At 64.4% G+C, this 17,829-nt stretch carries 16 protein-coding genes; 6 read left to right on the top strand and 10 right to left on the bottom strand.

Going from position 1 to position 17,829, the window contains the following annotated elements; genetic code table 11:
* Positions 1 to 14: 14 nt before the first annotated feature.
* Entirely contained in the window at positions 15 to 1,133 is a 1,119-nt protein-coding gene (locus NATTI_RS0102665; protein ID WP_006092160.1) for a saccharopine dehydrogenase family protein, read from the bottom strand.
* Positions 1,134 to 1,225: 92 nt separating this feature from the next.
* Between NATTI_RS0102665 and NATTI_RS0102660 the strand changes: the two genes are divergently transcribed.
* Positions 1,226 to 1,723, top strand: a complete 498-nt coding sequence (locus NATTI_RS0102660; RefSeq protein WP_006092159.1) for a Rieske (2Fe-2S) protein — start codon at positions 1,226 to 1,228, stop codon at positions 1,721 to 1,723.
* 7 nt (positions 1,724 to 1,730) lie between these two features.
* On the opposite strand, the gene NATTI_RS0102655 is transcribed toward NATTI_RS0102660, so the two are convergent.
* Both NATTI_RS0102655 and NATTI_RS0102650 read right to left on the bottom strand, forming a co-directional pair.
* Positions 1,731 to 2,093, bottom strand: a complete 363-nt coding sequence (locus NATTI_RS0102655) for a DUF7344 domain-containing protein (protein ID WP_006092158.1) — start codon at positions 2,091 to 2,093, stop codon at positions 1,731 to 1,733.
* 203 nt (positions 2,094 to 2,296) lie between these two features.
* On the bottom strand, positions 2,297 to 2,593 hold the full coding sequence (locus NATTI_RS0102650; protein ID WP_006092157.1) for a transcriptional regulator: 297 nt from the start codon (positions 2,591 to 2,593) through the stop codon (positions 2,297 to 2,299).
* A 187-nt stretch (positions 2,594 to 2,780) separates the two neighbouring features.
* Between NATTI_RS0102650 and NATTI_RS0102645 the strand changes: the two genes are divergently transcribed.
* Complete coding sequence (locus NATTI_RS0102645; protein WP_006092156.1) at positions 2,781 to 3,755, top strand: sugar phosphate nucleotidyltransferase; 975 nt, start codon at positions 2,781 to 2,783, stop codon at positions 3,753 to 3,755.
* 104 nt (positions 3,756 to 3,859) lie between these two features.
* Complete coding sequence (locus NATTI_RS0102640) at positions 3,860 to 4,573, top strand: hypothetical protein (RefSeq protein WP_006092155.1); 714 nt, start codon at positions 3,860 to 3,862, stop codon at positions 4,571 to 4,573.
* Positions 4,574 to 4,737: 164 nt separating this feature from the next.
* Here NATTI_RS0102640 and NATTI_RS0102635 read toward each other — a convergent pair whose 3' ends face one another.
* The 5 genes from NATTI_RS0102635 to NATTI_RS0102615 form a co-directional block, all read right to left on the bottom strand.
* Positions 4,738 to 5,463 (bottom strand): diphthine--ammonia ligase, encoded by a 726-nt coding sequence (locus tag NATTI_RS0102635; RefSeq protein WP_006092154.1) that lies wholly within the window; start codon positions 5,461 to 5,463, stop codon positions 4,738 to 4,740.
* Positions 5,464 to 5,517: 54 nt separating this feature from the next.
* The gene (locus NATTI_RS0102630) at positions 5,518 to 6,831 is read right to left on the bottom strand and encodes a DUF373 family protein (RefSeq protein WP_006092153.1); all 1,314 of its coding nucleotides are present in this window, start codon (positions 6,829 to 6,831) and stop codon (positions 5,518 to 5,520) included.
* Between the two features lie 80 nt (positions 6,832 to 6,911).
* Positions 6,912 to 7,907 carry a signal peptide peptidase SppA gene (gene sppA, locus NATTI_RS0102625; RefSeq protein ID WP_006092152.1) on the bottom strand — a complete coding sequence of 332 codons (996 nt, stop codon included), beginning with the start codon at positions 7,905 to 7,907 and terminating at the stop codon, positions 6,912 to 6,914.
* Positions 7,908 to 8,013: 106 nt separating this feature from the next.
* On the bottom strand, positions 8,014 to 9,288 hold the full coding sequence (locus tag NATTI_RS0102620) for a DUF7344 domain-containing protein (protein WP_006092151.1): 1,275 nt from the start codon (positions 9,286 to 9,288) through the stop codon (positions 8,014 to 8,016).
* A gap of 86 nt (positions 9,289 to 9,374) precedes the next feature.
* Entirely contained in the window at positions 9,375 to 11,921 is a 2,547-nt protein-coding gene (locus tag NATTI_RS0102615) for a PAS domain S-box protein (protein ID WP_006092150.1), read from the bottom strand.
* A gap of 198 nt (positions 11,922 to 12,119) precedes the next feature.
* Here NATTI_RS0102615 and NATTI_RS0102610 point away from each other — a divergent pair, with 198 nt between their 5' ends.
* From NATTI_RS0102610 to ddh, 3 genes are all read left to right on the top strand, one after another.
* Entirely contained in the window at positions 12,120 to 13,508 is a 1,389-nt protein-coding gene (locus tag NATTI_RS0102610; protein ID WP_006092149.1) for a D-aminoacyl-tRNA deacylase, read from the top strand.
* A gap of 134 nt (positions 13,509 to 13,642) precedes the next feature.
* Entirely contained in the window at positions 13,643 to 14,809 is a 1,167-nt protein-coding gene (gene ftsZ, locus NATTI_RS0102605) for a cell division protein FtsZ (protein WP_006092148.1), read from the top strand.
* Between the two features lie 166 nt (positions 14,810 to 14,975).
* Entirely contained in the window at positions 14,976 to 15,905 is a 930-nt protein-coding gene (ddh, locus tag NATTI_RS0102600; RefSeq protein WP_006092147.1) for a D-2-hydroxyacid dehydrogenase, read from the top strand.
* Positions 15,906 to 16,164: 259 nt separating this feature from the next.
* Here ddh and NATTI_RS0102590 read toward each other — a convergent pair whose 3' ends face one another.
* Both NATTI_RS0102590 and NATTI_RS0102585 read right to left on the bottom strand, forming a co-directional pair.
* Positions 16,165 to 16,989, bottom strand: coding sequence for a halocin C8-like domain-containing protein (locus tag NATTI_RS0102590; protein ID WP_006092146.1), 825 nt, complete (start codon positions 16,987 to 16,989; stop codon positions 16,165 to 16,167).
* A 343-nt stretch (positions 16,990 to 17,332) separates the two neighbouring features.
* The gene (locus tag NATTI_RS0102585; RefSeq protein WP_006092145.1) at positions 17,333 to 17,668 is read right to left on the bottom strand and encodes a 2Fe-2S iron-sulfur cluster-binding protein; all 336 of its coding nucleotides are present in this window, start codon (positions 17,666 to 17,668) and stop codon (positions 17,333 to 17,335) included.
* Between the last annotated feature and the right edge of the window lie 161 nt (positions 17,669 to 17,829).

Below are 17,829 nucleotides of genomic sequence, written 5' to 3'. Positions count from 1 at the left end.
CCCGTTCGTCGAAATCAGTGGTCGGACTCGAGCGCCGACCGCTCGGGTTTGCCGGATTCGCTCGGCGCCGCGAGGAGTTCGCGGTCCGTTCCCGTCAGTTCGAGGACGAACTCGCTGCCGAACGCCGACGCCGGCGTCTGGAACCCGGCCGGAACCCGTTTCCGGGACCGGTCGTGCCCGTTGAGGAGCCGTTCGGCGGCGGTCACCGCGCTCTCGGCTGTGAGCGCGTAGGGGTTCGGCGTTCGGACTCGAGCGCGTGCGCGACGGCCGGTCGAGGGGTCGATCGCTTCGCCCCAGATCGTTGCCGAATCGGTTGCAAGGTCGCGTTCCGTGGGGCCGCTCGCCTGCGAATCCACCAGCCGTTTCAGTCCGCGTTTGACCGGGCGTCGCTCGAGCAGCCAGCTTAGCGAGTCGACGGCAGCCATTCCACGGGTCGCCCACGACGGCACGGCCGCGTACACCTCGATCGAGTCGATTCCCGTACTGTGTGCGGCGGTGACGACGTCGGCCCACGGGACTGAGACGGCGTGCTCGGGACCGGTACCGAAATCGATCTCGCGCGTCCGAAAGCCTACTGGCACCTTGATCAGCCGACCGTTCCGGCGAACGACGCCGTCGGTTCCGAGCTGTTCGACGAACGTCCGGGCGGTTCCCCGCGAGAGGGGCCCGTTACCCTTGACGCCCAACGAGAGCTCGGTCGCCGACGGAACCTGCTCGTGTAAAAACGACGCTAGACAGTCCGACGGGACGACCTCGAAACCGACGCCGGGAAGCAGCGTCACGTTCGCGTCTCGAGCCGCCTCATCGCGGCGACGCAACCGCTCGAAGACGCGGAACTCGCCGGTGATGTCGAGGTAATCGGTTTCGGTCTCGAGACAGGCCTCGACGAGCGGATCGACCGTCTTCACGAACGGGCCCGCACAGTTCAAGACGGCGTCGAAATTCCGGATATGGGAGGTGACATCGTCACCGAGGCCGAACGTGCGTCCTTCCACGCCGAGTTCGTCCGCCTGACGCGCGACGGCGCGTCCGTCACGACCGGCGATAGCCGGCGATCCTCCTCGAGAGACGGCTTCGCGGGCGATTAGCCGACCGGTGTAGCCGTACGAGCCGTAGATGAGAAGGGAGTCCATTGCCCGTCGTTTGGTTCTCAGGGTGTTAAACTTGCGTCAGACGGGTACCGTATCGAAACGTTCAGGATCGCCGGTCAATAACCGGGGCGCCAATGGATGTCTCAGAGCGGATCGCCGCGCTCGAGGAGGTGCCGACGGAGTCGACGCTGCTCTTTCGAGTGACGAACGACGAGGGCGAAACGTGGGAGGCGATTCTCGTCGCGAGCGACGGCGCTGACGGTTCGTCCAGCGACTGCGACGACGGCCCACACGACGGCTGTGGGGACGATCGGTCCGCCGAACGTACCGGTGGCACGCGGCTCTCTTGCTGGTTGAACTACTGTCAGCACCTCACCCACATCAAGATCGACAAGGGATCGGGTGCCCCAATGCGAGACGGCGAACTCGTTTGTGCTAACCACGGTGCGTACTTCGATAGCGGCTCGGGCGAGTGTACGCACGGGCCCTGCGAGGGAGCGTACCTGACAGCCCTCGAGATCACCGTCGACGGCGGCGACGTCTATCTGACTGACGACGAGTACTCGTTCGTCGGCGAGGGACCGATCGAGGACGACGGCGATCTCACGTCGACCTCAAACGTCAAAATCTAGGTTCTGGTCAGCGGAGTGCGGCGGGGGAGACCAGATCCCGTTCCTGATCGTACTCGAGCAGTCCCGCATCGACCAGTCGGGGAAGGTGATCGTGGTAGAGCGAGATATAGACCTCGTGGACGCGCTCGGCCGAGATGTTCGTCACCTTGCAACCGGTTTCGCGAACGGCGACCTCCTCGGCGGCGTCCGGGAGGGTCAGCGATTCGCCGTACGTACGCATCACCTCGAGGAGGAGCCGTCTGCGCTGGTCGGAGAGTAGCCCGAACGCCCGGTTGACCGTCGGTGCCGACGCCTCACAGGATTCCAGGTTGTCGAGGACCGCCAGCACGAACTCGACACAGTCGGACTCGGTAGGGGGTGTGGCAGTCATGTGTATATTCCGTGAGACCGCTCGGAACGAACGAGCCCCCGTAACGTGAAGACGAGAGGTGGGGGAACGATCGGTCGGACCGTCGGGGTCGACCGTCCGTCGCTCGAGGGTTCGTACCGATTTCTCGCCTCCACAGTAAATATTAGTATCGAATCCGTTTCAGGTTGTCAGCGAAAACGGATTGTCCCGTCGACCGGTACGTCTCACTCGATCGTCAGCGTCGGCTCTGAGACGGCCTCACTCTTGCAGCTGGGGCATCGGGACGGTAAATTCAACAGGTCGTCGAAGTCGTCGAAACCGCAGTCGCGACACGTCGGCGGTGCGACGAGTAGCTGTTCATCCGTCTCCGCGCTGTCTACCGACCGGAACACGTGTTCGGCGTGTCGGAGCACCGAGTGGGGCGTAAGATCGAGCTCGACGGCGAGTTCGCTCGGCGTTGCGGGTTCCTCACGGAGGGCGTCGGCAAGTCGCTGTCGCGTCGTTTCGTCGGCCTCGCGCATACTCGAGACACGAGCGTCGAGCCCTTACATGTCCCGCTCGCGTCCGGCGACTCGAGAACTACTGATACTGTCTGCTGTGAGTCATTTCCGGTGCGACCGCGACCGTCCTGCGGTCCCACCGGTACATCGGTACAGCAAACCGCATGAAAGGACAAACCACTTACCCCACGCAGGTGAACACCGTGACATGAAGGCCGTCGTCCTTGCCGGCGGATACGCGACCCGCATGTGGCCGATCACGAAGCATCGGCCGAAGATGTTCCTCCCGATCGGTGAGTCGACCGTCATCGATCGTATCTTCGCCGAACTCGAGGCGGACGGACGAATCGACGAGGTCTACGTCAGCACGAACGAGCGGTTTGCGCCCGACTTCGAGGCTCACCTCGCCGACAGCGAGTTCGAAAAGCCGACGCTGTCGATCGAGGAGACGAGCGAGGAAGACGATAAGTTCGGCGTCGTGGGAGCGCTCGCACAGCTGATCGACCGCGAGAACGTCACCGACGATCTGCTGGTCATCGCGGGTGACAACCTGATCAGTTTCGACGTGAGCGACTTTATCGACGACTTCGAGCAACGAAGGGCACCGACGTTGGCCGCCTACGACGTCGGCTCGCGCGAGAAAGCCAAATCCTACGGGCTGGTCGAACTCGACGGCGAGCGGGTCGTCAATTTTCAGGAGAAACCCGACGACCCAAAGAGTACGCTCGTCTCGATCGCCTGCTATGCGTTCCCCGCCGACTCGCTCTCCCTGCTCTCGACGTACCTCGAGGACGGGAACAACCCCGACGAGCCCGGCTGGTTCGTCCAGTGGCTCCAAGAGCGCGAGGCAACCTACGCGTACACCTTCGAGGACGCGTGGTTCGACATCGGAACCCCCGAGAGCTATCTCGACGCCGTCGCCTGGCACTTAGACGGCGACTCGCTGGTCGACGACTCGGCGACCCTCGAGAACGCCTCGATCGGCGACAACGTCCACGTGATGGCCGACGTCACCCTCGAGAACACGAACCTCGATCAGGCGGTGATCTTCCCGAAGGCGACGGTTCGCAACGGCGACATTCGCCGCTCGATCATCGACGAGGGGACCCACCTCGAGGAACTGGATCTCGCGGGCGCACTGATCGGCGCTCACACGACGATTACGAACGGGTCGCCGCAGTGAGCAGGCGTCGGTGTTCTCGCCAGCGACCCCCGACGGACAGCAGTTGAGCCACTGCTGGACGATACAGCTATACGTCTCCCGTGTGATGTGTGTCGACAAGCTACATGTCCGAGAGGGTGCAGTCGATCCTCGACCGGCACGCCGAGGGCGTTCCCTGCGAGGACCTCGCAGCGGCCTTCCGCGAGCATCGCCGCTGGAGCGGCGACGATCCCCGGCTCCTGCTGGCCGAGGCCGCCGCGTCGACGACTGGACAGGGGTTTGTCGGTGGCGTCAAGCCGACCGTCGAACGGTTCCGCGAGGCGTTCGTGATGACCGGTCGCGTCGATTCGTTCGACGCGCTGGCGACGCTCGATCTCGAGGACGAGGACCTGATCGACGCGTTCGGCGCGCAGCGAAAACGCCACGTCCTGCTCGAGGCCGCCCGCGTGCTCGCGGATCGGCCGGAAACCGACGATCTGGCCGCGCTCGTCGGCTGGGCGAGCGCGGCGGACCCCTATCGCTACGACGCGGATCCCATCGGTTCGATCGCCGGCGTCGGTCCCTCGAGTTTTCAGTCCCTCCGCCAGCTCGCGGGGATCGAGGCGATCACGCCCGATCCGACAGTCGTGGCCCTGATTGACGCCGTCGACGACGACCTCGAGTCGTCTCCCCTCGATACGGCGACCGATCTGCGGACCATCGCCTCAGGCGAGTGGCTGGCCCTCGAGTCGTCGTACACGATGCTCGAGGTCGACCGTCTCGCGTGGTGGACGTTCACCGACGGGGACGTCCGCGAGGCAGTTCTCGAGGCGGCGGGATCGACCGTCGATCTCGGCTGATCGCGACTCGGTGAACGGGTCCTCGAGTTCGCGGTCGATGCGGTAGCGTTCGCGAAGCTCCCAGACGAACAGGTTTTTTTCGGGTCAGCCTCCGGTTGACTCCTCGAACAAAAAATCTGTCTGGCGAGAGCACGCTCTCGCTGTTCGCTCGCGGTAGTGTGATCTTAGACCAGTTCTGCATCCGTAATCCGCAGCCGTCCCCGCGTCCCCTCCCACTCAATTTCGTACTCGAGGTCGATCTTTCGGTCCATGTGCGGTCCATCCACTACCAGCGTCTCGAATTCGCCGCCCTCTCCGAGGATGTGGACGCCGTACTCCTCGTGTAGTTCCTCGAGTTCCTCGATGGCTTCGCGGTCGAGCGTCCGACCGAGCCACGACTCGTCCAACCCTTCCGCCGCGACCTGGATGAGTTTGATCTCGAAGCCGGCCTCGAGCATCGCGTCCGCGAGTTCGCGGGGCTCCTCCTGCCAGAGCGGGGCGTACAGCTCGCAGCCGAGTCGGTCGCACATCCCCTGGATGCGGCTCGTCTGGTACTCGCTCTCGACGGCTCCCGCCGTCACGCCGGCGATGCCGCCCTCGAGTTCGCTATCGAGTTCGGTCAGGGCGGCCTCGAGCGGCTCGAGTTCGTCGTCGCCCTGCGTTCCCGAGTCGGCCGCGTCGGCGGCCTCGAAGTCCTCGGGCTCGACGTCGACGAGCGGAATCCCGGTGCTCTCGGCCGCGAGCGCGGCGAGAGCCGTCGCGGGGACGTGGTACATGTAGGAGTCGCCCGTCGGGTGGACCGTGACGAGGCGGGAGACCTCGAGTCCGTCCTCGAGGGCCTGATACAGCGCCCAGGAGGAATCCTTGCCGCCCGAAAAGAGACTCACCCACGTGCCGTCTGTGTCGCTCATGGTCGTCAGTACGCGTACGGGAGTAAATGGGTACCGAGTCGTCCTGCGAGCGTGTTACTCCCTCGAATCCGGTTCGTCGTTCGAACCTGGCTCGGACGCGGGGTCGGCGGTCGGTTCCGAGTCGATCGCCGGGGAGGACTCCCTCGCCGGCCCGCCGTCGGTGAGTTCGGACGGGGAGTCTGCGCTCGACTCCCGGTCCGGTTCGGCGATCGTCGACCCGGAGCCGTCCGCGAGTTCTGCTTCGTCGCCGTTTCGAGTCCCGCTGAAGTACGACGCGACCCGCGCGCCGACGAGACTGATCACGATCGCGACGACGACGAACAGCGCGAGTCGCTCGCCGGCCGTGATCGTGAAGCTCTCGTTCGATACCACGCCGAACTCGTAGGCCGGCACCGAGAACGGCTCTTCGACGCCCTGTTGCTCGAGGAAGTACGCGGAGAACCCGCGAACCACCAGCGAGACGGAGACGACGATAAAGGGAAGATTGAGGAAAGACGTCCGGATCGGCTCGTCGCTAATAGCCTCGTCGAGCAGTCGGCCGGCGCTGGCCGTCAGGGCGGCCATCGCGAGCCACGGGACGGCGTCGAAGGCGAACTGCATCGCCGGGATCACGACGCCCGGTGGGTCATCGAGACTCGAGACGCCGAGGACCCCCGCGAAGAGGCCGACGAGGGTCAAGCCGGCGGCGACGACGTAGGTGACGACCGAGACCTGCCCCGAGTACAGCGATTCGCGAACCTGATGGCCGACTCTAGCGATCCAGTCGTCGATATTGAACCCCTTGTAGAGCAGGAAGATGCCGATGACGGTCGTGATGGCGGCCGCTCCCTGTGCGGGCCCGAGGAACGTCGCGAGCATCGGGAAGACCAGAAACGTCAGCCCGATCGGCACGAGCACGGTCTGGCGCAGTTCCTCGTCGGCGAGGAACTGCTTGAGCAGGTAGTAGGTCGACTCGATGTCCCGCGCCTGTCGAACCACGACGCGGTCGACCGAGTCGACCTGGACGCGGCTCTCGACGATCGGCACCAGTCGCTCGTCCTCCGCGCTGTCGATGACGACGACTGCGGAGTCCGGATCGTACGTGGCCACGAGTTCGTCGATCTGCTTTGCGACGGCTCGGTCCGCCGAGACCATCGACTCTCGGTCCCCCGAGACGACCGCGACGACGACCTCTTCGTTCTCGTCGCGGAGATCCTGGGCGACGCGCAACGTCTCGAGCAGGGAGTTGACTCCCGAATCCTCCGGATCCGCGAGTCCGACGTCGGTCACGAGCGCGCGGACTGCCTCCCAGCCGACGACGGGCGACCGAAGACCGGTCTTGCGTCCCACGTCGTCGGTCCGGTCGAGACAGACGACCAGCGTTGTCACGGTTGCTGTTCCATGCTGTGTGACGATAAAACCACTTACTCGTTCGAATTGTTGGCGGACGGCGTTCGGCCTGCGTCGACTCAGGTCCGCAGTCGGAACTCGCGGTCCCCGGCGAGCCCGGAGATACCGGCTCCAAAGGCGTAGGCGATCTGCTGGGCACCGGTGCCGACGCGGGCCATCAGCGGACGGTCGGGTTCGAACTCCTCGACGGAGACTTCGTCTCGATCCAGCCGGTCGGCCAGTTCGGTCTCGATCTCTCGGCGCGTCCCGAGGTGGTCGACCAGGTCCATCTCGTAGGCCTCCTCGCCGAGATAGATGCGAGCCTCCGTGTCCCGGACGAACTCGCTGTCAAGGTCGCGGCCGTCGCTGACCCGCTCGACGAACGTCTCGTAGTAGTCGTCGATCAGTCCCTGCAGGTAGTCGCGTTCCTTTTCCTCGAGGTCTTTCAGTGGCGTTCCGGCGTCCTTGAACTCACCCGCCGCAAACCGCTCGTAGGAGAGTCCGACCTTCTCCGCGAGGTCGCTCGCGTTCACCCGGGAGCCGATGACGCCGATGGAGCCGACGATGCTGCCGTCTCGAGCCCAGAGTTCGTCACAGCCGCTGGCGATCCAGTAGCCGCCGCTGGCACAGACGTCCGTCGTGTACGCGACCGTCGGGCCGTCGAAGCGTTCGGCCGCGAGCCGGATGTCGTCGCTCGGGACGACCTCGCCGCCCGGCGTGTTGAGTTTCAAGAGTAAGGCGTCGACGCTCTCGTCCTCGTCGGCGCGGTCGATCTGGTCGACTATATCGTCGGCCGGAGTCGAGCCCGGACTCGAGGGAAATCGTCCCCCGCCGCCGTCGCGGGTGATCGGTCCCTCGACCGCGACCTCGGCGACGTCGTAGCCCGGGAACACCGAATTCGCGATGTTCCCCGCGATGCGGAGCCCGACGAGTACGACCACGAGCGCGAGCACGATGCCCACGAGGTCCGTCATGTTCGCCGGCGCGACGACGAACAAGGCGACGCCGAGGGCGGCGAACACTGCTGCGCCGAGCACGACAATCGCGAGTCGACCGAGTCCTTCACTGCTGACCATAGCTCACACCTCGAATCATATCGCAACCTGTGGGTGGCATCCGTTAAGCACTGGTGGTTTCGGTGAATCGGCCGTCGCGACGGACGCTACTGCTCGTAAAATGAGCTCACAGCGGAAACGGCGTCGCCTCCTCGCTCCAGTCGCCGGCGGCACATCGGGACTCGAGTCGGTCCAGTCGCGGCCCGACGTGTTCGCGAACGAGCATCGCAAGGGCGTTCTCGGACCCGTCGCCGGTGATCCCGGTCACGTGCGGGTTGTCGGTCGCAGCCGAGTCGTCGATCGTTACGAGCAGCACTCGTTCGCGGTCGGCGAACACGACTCGCCCGTGGTGGACGCCGTCGACGGGATAGTTCAGCCAGTCGAACTGCGGCTCACAGACGGTCGCCTGCGGCACGGCGGAGCGAACGGCGTCTCGGACCTCCTGTGACCGCGACCCGATGTAGACGTTGACGCCGCGCTCGGCGGCGGCCCGCCAGCGCTCGAGACAGCCGTTCTGGATCATCCCCGCGTCCGGCACCGTCACGAACAGTTCCTCCTCGGCGCTGTCGGCGATGTCGTGGGCTCGGCTCACGACGTTCGCTCGCCCCTCGATCGTCCAGCACGCACCCGAGGCCGACGAACCGAGCGCGGACGCGGGATCGAATTCGGCCCCGATCGAGCCGTCGGCGAACTGTTTCCGGGCCGGCTCGAGTCTCGCGGTGATCTCCCCGAGCGGACTCGCGGCCAGCCAGTTCGCTCGCCACTGCGGGGCGTCGGTCGCGAGCGCGACGGTCTCACTCGAGGCGTCGTACTCGACGAGGCCGACGTCGTCGAGGGCTGGCAGGTGATTGTGTGTGAGCGTCGTCTCGACGGGACTCCAGTCCGTCTCGCTGACGTCGACGAGTCGGGTGTCTTCCTCCCGAGCGACGAGCATCGCAGCCAGGTCGGCGACCGGAAGCGACTCGTCGTGTCTCGAGAGTACGGCACAGGCGATTCGACGACGTGCGGGTTGGAACGCATCGAGCGTCCGACTCAGCGTCCCTTCGTCGTATTCCGGTCCGTCGGTCGAGGTTTCGAGGAGACGGCTGACCCATTCGGCCTCGAGAAGCGGATGGTCCGCGAGGGCGATGCGGCGTGTCTCGTCGTCGCCGACCTCCCGAAGGACACCGAGGTCGAGCAGTCGCGGGACGTGATTGTGGACGAGTTCGATGTGTACCGTCCGGGACTGGGCTTCGGTGACGACCGGAGACCCGTGCTCCCGGACCGCGACGTCGGTCGCGAGCGTCTCCAGAGAGAGCGGTTCGTCCTGTTCGAGAAGCGTCGAAAGCACACGTCGGCGGCCGGAATCGGCGAGAACGTCGAACGCAGTAGTCGTCTGCTCGGTAGCGAGGTCCAAATTCATTGCCGGATAGAAACGATGAGTGCGGGAAAGGAGTGTACCAGCGTGCTCTGGTATGACCGGGAGATATAGCTAGAGAATCGTGACGGTTAGTCGTCGCCCGTCTCGCCGTCCTCGAGGTACGCCGTGAGGAGTTTCTCCTGTGCGACCCGGAGATGCTGGTGGAACGTCTGGCGAGCGATACCGAGTCGGTCGGCGATCTCGCTCGCGTCGCTGTTTCGCGTCGGCCACTCGAAGTAGCCGCCGTAGTAGGCCGCCTCGAGCGCGGTTCGCTGTTTCGTCGTCAACTCGTCCTCGAGCCGTTGGCGGAAGTCGCTGCGGGGCTCGATCGACTGCTCGTCCGTGCGTTTCGAGACGAGTCGCATCTCGGGGTAGGCCGACGTCACCGCCTCGACAACGTCGCGAACCTCGACGTCCGGACTGACCTGGACGACGCAACTCGCAACGCCGTCGTCGACGACTTCCGACCGTATTCGAGCGCCGTAATCCGCAAGCAGGCCGGTGACCGTCGGACCCTGAACGACGAACTCCCAGTGGCTGTCGTCGCGGCTGGTGTCGATACGTCGGACCTCGCTGATCGATCCGTGATCGCCGGCGACCGAGCGGATCCGTTCCGGATCGGTGTCGCCGACCGTGACGTAGTAGACGTACCGCTCGTCGGTCAGCGGCAAGACGTGCTCGAGGGAGAGGCGACAGCCGGTTCGGGCCGAGAGGTCGATGCAGACGTCCTGCCGGTCGGTCGACTCGAATTCGAGTTCGACGACAGTATCTAAATAGAGGAGTCGACGGACGGCCATCGCGTTGATCGCGTGCCCGATCGTGCCGCCGAACTCCTGGAGGACTTCCCGCTCGCGGTCGGCGAACGCGGCCGATTCGCGGGCCGCAACGACGAGTAGGTCGTACGCGCGCCCGCTCGCGTCGATCGGGACGACGGCCACCGAACCGTAATCGCGATCTCGCGCGTCGGCTCGCCGCTCGTCGACATCGCTCTCGCGAAGGTGTCGATAGCACTGGACGGCTCCCGTCTCGAACGGCGATTCGTCCGGATAGTTGGCCGGCTCGACGAACGACGAGCGGACGTTCTCGACGCCGTCCGCATCAATTCCGGCCCACGCCTGTGGCTCCCACCGAAGCCGATCGAGCGCCACGCCGGCGTCGACCCGGCCGATGATGGCGAACCGGTAGGCGTCGGCGGCGGCGAACGCCTCGACGATCGCCGACTCGATTTCGTCACGGGTCTCCGCCGCGACCATCGTCTCGTCGATCGTTCGAATCGTCGCGTTGAGTCGCTCGAGGCGCTCGAGTTCGCGCTCCCGGATCTTTCGGTCGGTGATGTCCCGACCGACGCCGGTAAAACCGAGGACGGTCCCCGTTTCGTCGGTGATCCGCGCGCTGTTGAACTCGTACGGAACGGTCGTTCCGTCCTTCGTCAGCACGCGACCCTCGGCGGTGACGCGCTCGCCGTCTTCCATGATCCGTTCGATCGCCCGCTCGATGTGCTCTCGGTCCGGCGGCGCGATAAACTCGAGCGGGTTCATCCCCTCGAGTTTGTCGGTGTCGTAGCCGGTGAGCTGTTCGAACTGGTCGTTCCAGTGAATCAGATCGCGGTCGGTGTCGTAGGCGTAGAGGAGGTCCGGCTGGGCCTCGAAGACGCTCTCCGTGAGCGCTTTCTCTTCGCGCAGTTCTCGTTCGCGAGCCTTGCGGTCGCTCACGTCCCGGCCGATACCGGTAAAGCCGAGGACGGTTCCGGTTTCGTCGGTGATCCGCGCGCTGTTGAACTCGTAGGGGATTCGGGTGCCATCTTCCGTGAGAAGATCTGCTTCGGCGGTGACGTGGGTGTCCTCCTCGAGAACGCGCGTGATGGCGGCGGCGATCCGCTCGCGGTGCTCCGGTGCCACGAACTCGAGAGGTCCCATCTCGGCCAGTTCCGCGTCGGTGTATCCCGTTACCTCCGGTACTCGATCGTTCCACTCGATGTAGTTCCCGTCGGCGTCGAACGCGTAGACGATGTCGGGCTGTGCTTCGAAGACGCTCTCCGTGAACGCCTGCTCTTCCCGAAGCTCCCGCTCCCGTTCGTACGCCGCCGTCCGATCGTGGACGAGTATCGCGTAACCCAGCAGTTCGCCACTCGCCTCCCCGACGCGCCCGGCTGACGGCACCTCTCGGTCGGACGCCGTATCCGTTTCACCACCTCGAATCGATGCGATCACCTCGCGGACCCAGAGCCGGTCCCCGTCGCTCCGGAGCCGCCAGCCGTCGTCTTCGACCCGTCCCTCGGTACGAGCCCGCTCGAGGAGTTGCTCCGGCCGTCCGGTTTCGCGACTCTCCGGCGGGAAAAAGACCCGATACTGTGTTCCGACGATTTCACTCTCCTCGTGTCCCGTCAGCGCCGCCGCCCGTTCGTTCCACGTGGCGACGCGACCGTCGGCGTCGAGCAACCAGACGGCATGGTCACTGACAAAGTCGGTCAGCTGGCGAACGTCGAGATTGATTCCGTTCGGAAACTCGGCGTCTCCCGTCGGGTCGGCGTCGTCCAGGCTGTCACCGGTCTCTGACAGTGACTCGCTTGTCGATTCGTCACTCTCCGGCGAGGAATCGGTCGCTGAGTCGTCACACTTCGACGGGTAATCAGTCATAGGTAGTTGAACGCGATGGGAGGGGCGACGATTATCAGCAATGATTATGCAGGTTACTAACGACTATTCCCGAACGGGAAAAACCGATGGTAGCCATCGCCACGGCTTTATGCCATAGCGGCGGTAGCGACGCTGACACCCGGCGAACAACTATCCGAAACCGACGACGTTACCGGTCCCCAGTTCGCGTGTGCGAGTATGACCGATCTCGCTATCGTCGAGAGTCGGGCTGATCGCGCGTCGGTCCACATCTGCGACCAACTCCGCGAACTCGCCGACTGGGAAACCGTGCCCGACAACTCACGGCCCGCCGCCGAAGGAGGTGGGACAGTCTACCGACTCGACGGCGTCGAACTTCGCTCCTTCGAGGCCCTCCACCTCGAGCTCGAGCGCCCCGCCGACGCCTTCGACTGCGACCCCGATCTGCTCGTCTTCGCCTCGCGTCACTCCGGCGACACGGGGCCGTTGTTGACGGGCCACGTCACGGGAAACTTCGGCCCGGCCGAGTTCGGCGGCGAGGACGACGCCGTCGCCGAGACACCACCGAACGCGCTCGCCCGGTTGCTCGAGGCGTTCGACGAACACGCACCGGATGGCTACGACGTCGGGCTGGAGTGTACCCACCACGGCCCCACCGACGTCGGCTGTCCGTCGCTATTCGCCGAACTCGGCAGCGACGACGAGCAGTGGGACGACCCCGAGGGCGCGGCCGCCGTCGCTCGCGCAATCCTCGGGCTTCGGGGGGTCGAACCGCACCGGAGTAGGCAGCTTGTCGGCTTCGGCGGAAACCACTACGTCCCGCGATTCGAGCGCATCGTCCGCGAGACGCCGTGGGCTGTGGGCCACGTCGCCGCCGACTGGGCGCTCGAGGCGATGGGCCATCCGAGCGCCCACCGAGACGTCCTCGAGGCGGCGTTCGATGCCAGCGGGACCGACATCGCCGTGATCGACGGCGAGTGGCCGGTGCTCGAGGAGACGCTCGCGGAGCTGGACTGCCGACTCGTGACCGAGACCTGGTTGCGCGAGGTCGGCGACCGCTCGCTCGACCTGGTCGGCGACGTCGAGTCCGCGCTCGGGAGCGTCGAGGACGGAATCCGGTTCGGTGATCGCCGGGACGCCGCGTTCGACGTCGTCGACCTCCCGTCCGACCTGGTCGACGCCGCGGAGGGGATCGACCCCGATCGCGTGCGGGAGATCGTCGAGACAAACGCCGTCGCCTTCACGACCGAAAACGGCGGTAGTCGGGTCGGCGCTCGAGTCGCGATACCAGAGGCCGGCAGTGACGATTCGGCCGACGACTCGACCCTCGATTCGGGGGGCGCGCGCGAGACGATCGTTGCGGAACTGGCGACCGTCCTCGAGGCGAAGTACGACTCGGTGACCCGCGATGACGACGCCGTGATCGCCGAGCGGAGCGCCTTCGACCCGGCGCTGGCGCTCGAGGCCGGCGTTCCGGAGGGACCGAAGTTCGGCGCGCTCGCGAGCGGCGAGTCGGTCACCGTCGACGGCGAACCCATCAATCCCGAGAGAGTTCGTGCGCGACAGACTGATCATTTTCAGATACAACCGGACCGAAACGAGCGGTAATGGCCGTATATCGGGTCCGGTATCGGCATTTGAACCGTCAGTAGACGCGTAGTAATCGCTCCGTACCGTGTCAGACATCCGTCTGACGTGTAGGGGAAAGGTAATTATGCTCCATCTTCTAGACTGGGTCAAGAATGGACTCCATCATCGACGACGCCATCGACGAGGCTGAAGACGGGGAGTCGGGAGGCGCCCCCGACGATGCCCCACCGCAGGACGGGCAGTCGCCGACCGGAGACGAATCGAACCCGACCGGAACCATGACCGACGACGAACTGGAGGACGTACTGCAGGACCTCCAGACCGATATTACCGTCGTCGGCTGTGGCGGTGCCGGCGGAAACACGATCAATCGAATGCACGAGGAAGGGATCCACGGCGCGAAACTCGTCGCCGCGAACACCGACGTCCAACACCTCGTCGAAATCGAGGCCGACACAAAAATCCTGATGGGGAAACAGAAGACCAGCGGCCGCGGCGCTGGCTCGCTCCCACAGGTCGGTGAAGAGGCCGCCCTCGAGAGCCAGCAGGACATCTACGACGCTATCGACGGCTCCGACATGGTCTTCGTCACGGCGGGTCTGGGCGGCGGCACCGGAACCGGTTCCGCCCCGGTCGTCGCCAAAGCCGCCCGCGAGGCCGGCGCGCTGACGATTTCGATCGTCACGACGCCGTTTACCGCGGAAGGTGAAGTTCGGCGCACGAACGCGGAAGCCGGCCTCGAGCGTCTGCGCGACGTTTCCGACACCGTCATCGTCGTCCCGAACGACCGCTTGCTGGACTCCGTGGGCAAACTGCCCGTCCGACAGGCGTTCAAGGTGAGCGACGAGGTGCTGATGCGCTCGGTCAAGGGCATCACGGAACTCATCACGAAACCCGGCCTCGTCAACCTGGACTTCGCCGACGTTCGCACCGTCATGGAGCGCGGCGGCGTCGCGATGATCGGACTCGGTGAATCGGACTCCGAAGCGAAAGCCGAAGACTCGGTCAAGACAGCCCTGCGCTCGCCGCTGCTCGACGTCGACATCTCGGGGGCGAGCTCCGCGCTGGTTAACGTCACCGGTGGTAACGATATGGCCATCGAGGAAGCCGAAGGCGTCGTCGAGGAGATCTACGACCGGATCGACCCCGACGCGCGCATCATCTGGGGGACCTCGATCGACGAGAGCCTCGAGGGCAGCATGCGGACGATGATCGTCGTCACCGGCGTCGAGTCGCCACAGATCTACGGCAAGCCCGACGGCGAGGCCGTCCAGCCCGAAGCGCCCGCACAGGGCGAAGACATCGACTTCGTCGACTGAGTTCAGTCGGCAGTCACCGCTCGCAAACGGGAGCAGACCGGGAGGAGTCCATTTTCGTCACTCGAGGGGACGATCAATTCGGCGAGTATTTTTATACGCACAGCGGGTGGGACGGCGAACGGCTCCCGAAAACGTTCTTGCACGCGACGCCAGTCAGTCGAGATAGATGGCACCACTCGAGCGGCTGTGTCTGCACGAATCGGTCGGGACGAAGATCCCGAAGGCGGCGTTCGTCGACGCGTTCGACGGCCTCGACGTTCGGGTCGAACTCGTCGGGGACGAGGCGTCCTACGCCTCGACGGACGCGGTCGCCTCGTTCGAACCGCGCCCGGAATTTCTCGAGGCGGGCTGGGTCCACTGCATCCGCGCGGGATACGACGCGTTCGACACCGACGCCTACGAGGGCGCCGGGGTACCGCTCACCAACAGCTCCGGGATCCACGGCGAGACCGTCGGGGAACTCGCCGTCGGCTACATGCTGTCGCTGGCGCGACTGCTGCACGTGTACCGCGATCACCAGGGAGAACGAGAGTGGCACGACCCGGCCTACGAGCGCCCGTTTACGCTCTCGGACGAACGGCTCTGCGTCGTCGGTCTCGGAACGATCGGCACTGCTATCGCGGAGCGAGCCGACGCCCTCGGCATGGAGGTCGTCGGCGTCCGTCGCTCCGAGGGGTCCGTGCCATCGGTTTCGCGGATCTACGACCCGCCCGCGCTCGAGGACGCTGTCGCCGACGCCCGATTCGTCGCGCTCGCGGCCCCGCACACGCCGGAAACCGAGGGGATGATCGATGAGCGGATTTTGGACGCGATGCGGACGGACGCCTACCTGATCAACGTCGCCCGCGGGCCGCTCGTCGACGAGGCGGCGCTGGTCGAAGCGCTGGAAACGGACGCGATCGCCGGCGCCGCACTGGACGTCTTCGAGACGGAGCCACTGCCGCCGTCGTCACCGCTCTGGGACCTCGAGAACGTCATCGTGACGCCACACCGCGGCTCGGCGACGAACCGCTACCACCTCGATATCGCCGAACTGGTCCGCGAGAACGTCCGCCGGTTCCAGGCGGGCGAGTCGCTGAAGAACCGCGTGGCGTGATCGGTCCCAGATTCTCGTGTGCTCGTACGAACCGGAGTCGTGGGTGACGAACTATCGGGACAGGAGGATCATTGCCGCGCCGGCGAAGGCAGCCGCGATCACGAACCCGTAGAGTGCACCTCGACGTATCGAATCGCCGAATAGAACGGACAGCCCGAAGAAGACGAGGAAAACGACTCCGAAAAGGATCGAGGATTGAACGGCCAAACTGTCGGATGAATTTTCGAACATATTGTTGTGTATATTGTGTTGGTAGGTACTAACAGTAGCTCATCTCCGTGCAGGCGGTTCTGGAAGGGGGCGTGCAACCGAACCGTTGGATGAAATAGCAGACGGCTGCAGTGACCCCTGCACACACGATGAATCCGGTGCCGAACGTCGTCACACCAGCCAGTAAGCAGAGTGCTGCAGCGCCAACTCCACAACCTACGACGCAAGCCAGATCGAAGATCGTTCGACAGAGGTTACAACTCGTCGATTGCACCGTTACGGACGCCGTTTCCGCACCTGTCGTTTCATGGCCGGCTGATGTCTCTGGGTCTTCCGGATCGTTTATTTCGACTGATTCCTCCGACTCTTCGATATCGCCCTCGCGGACGCTGATTGAGGTAGCGTCGGTAGGGATATCGCCGTCATCGAACGAAACGATTGTTGCTTTATTGGAGACAACACTCGAGCCACGGAGCGTCACAGCGAGACTGTACTGCGTATTCTCGTTCGATCCCTGACCTCGACGCTTCGGGTAAAACGAGACGACCTCGTACGCCGTTCCCTCGGGCCCTTCAGCCTCGAACACTCTTGCATCCCGAGATGGGACGATGAGATCGTACGCGTCACGAAGATACGATTTGAGCTCCTTGAATGCATCCGATCGCCTCGCACGACCGATCGCCTTCCTCGCCTGCCCATTGTCGACCTCGGTGACTGGTGGCTCGTCGTTCTGGGCTGCCGAAACAGTGGAAGTACCGATACTGGCGCCGAATGCAACTGTACTCCCGCTTATACCTTTTAATAGCGTCCGACGGTCAAGTGGTGATTCCGTGGTAGCCACTGATTCGACCCCATCAGTATTTTTGTCAGACATATACGAGTTGGCTCGAGTAAAAATGTATAATTCTTGTGTAGTAAAAAGCTAGCCAAAAACTGGTCGGGCGTAATGGGAAGGCTCGAGCACTGCCGACAACGCCTGGATCGAACCCGGCTGTAGATATCGATTCGAGCGTGCAGTTCAGCGTCGCGGACATGGTTGAACCCCGGTCCTGATGCAGTAGGGTTTCAAAATTCCATCGACCCACACTTTTCTGGGAGAGTACGCCTTGAACTCCGATTCCCGGCTGTTGACGCGAGACGGGTTCCGCCACTCGGTAGTGGGAAACTTCATAGCGCTCCGATCGGATGAGAAATGATGTCCCGTAGCGGACGTCGCGTTAATCGTCCGCAGCGGCTGTGTCACCCGTGGCGCTGCTCTCGAGATCCCCCTCGATGCTCGGCGGGTACTTCCCGCGATCGAGTTTCAGGTCCGACTGCGGGCGGGCCATACAGGTCAGTGCGTAGTTTTCCGCTTCCTCCTCCGTCAGGCCTCGAGCCGCAGGCTGGGTGACCTCGCCCTCGAGAATCTCGGCCGAACAGGCCAGACACATCCCGACGCGGCAGGAGTACTCCTGAGCGATACCCTCCTCGAGACAGCGACTGAGGATGGTCTCCTTGTCCGTGCAGGTGATCGTCTCGCCGGTTCCGACGAACTCGATCGCGTACTCTGTCATACAGGCAGCTACGAACGACCCCACTAAAACTCTTTATCGACTATCTGTCGTATCCGGCACAACGAAAATCGCCGATCGAAACCTGTTCGGCCGGACGAACGCCGCCCGCGCGTGTCGATACCAGTGGACGGATTCACGGCCACCTCCATCTGGCTCTCCGA

Origin of the sequence: Natronorubrum tibetense GA33 (assembly GCF_000383975.1) — an archaeon.
GTDB classification, from domain to species: domain Archaea; phylum Halobacteriota; class Halobacteria; order Halobacteriales; family Natrialbaceae; genus Natronorubrum; species Natronorubrum tibetense.
Note: the sequence above shows the minus strand (reverse complement) of the source record. Positions and strands in the feature narration are given on the sequence as shown.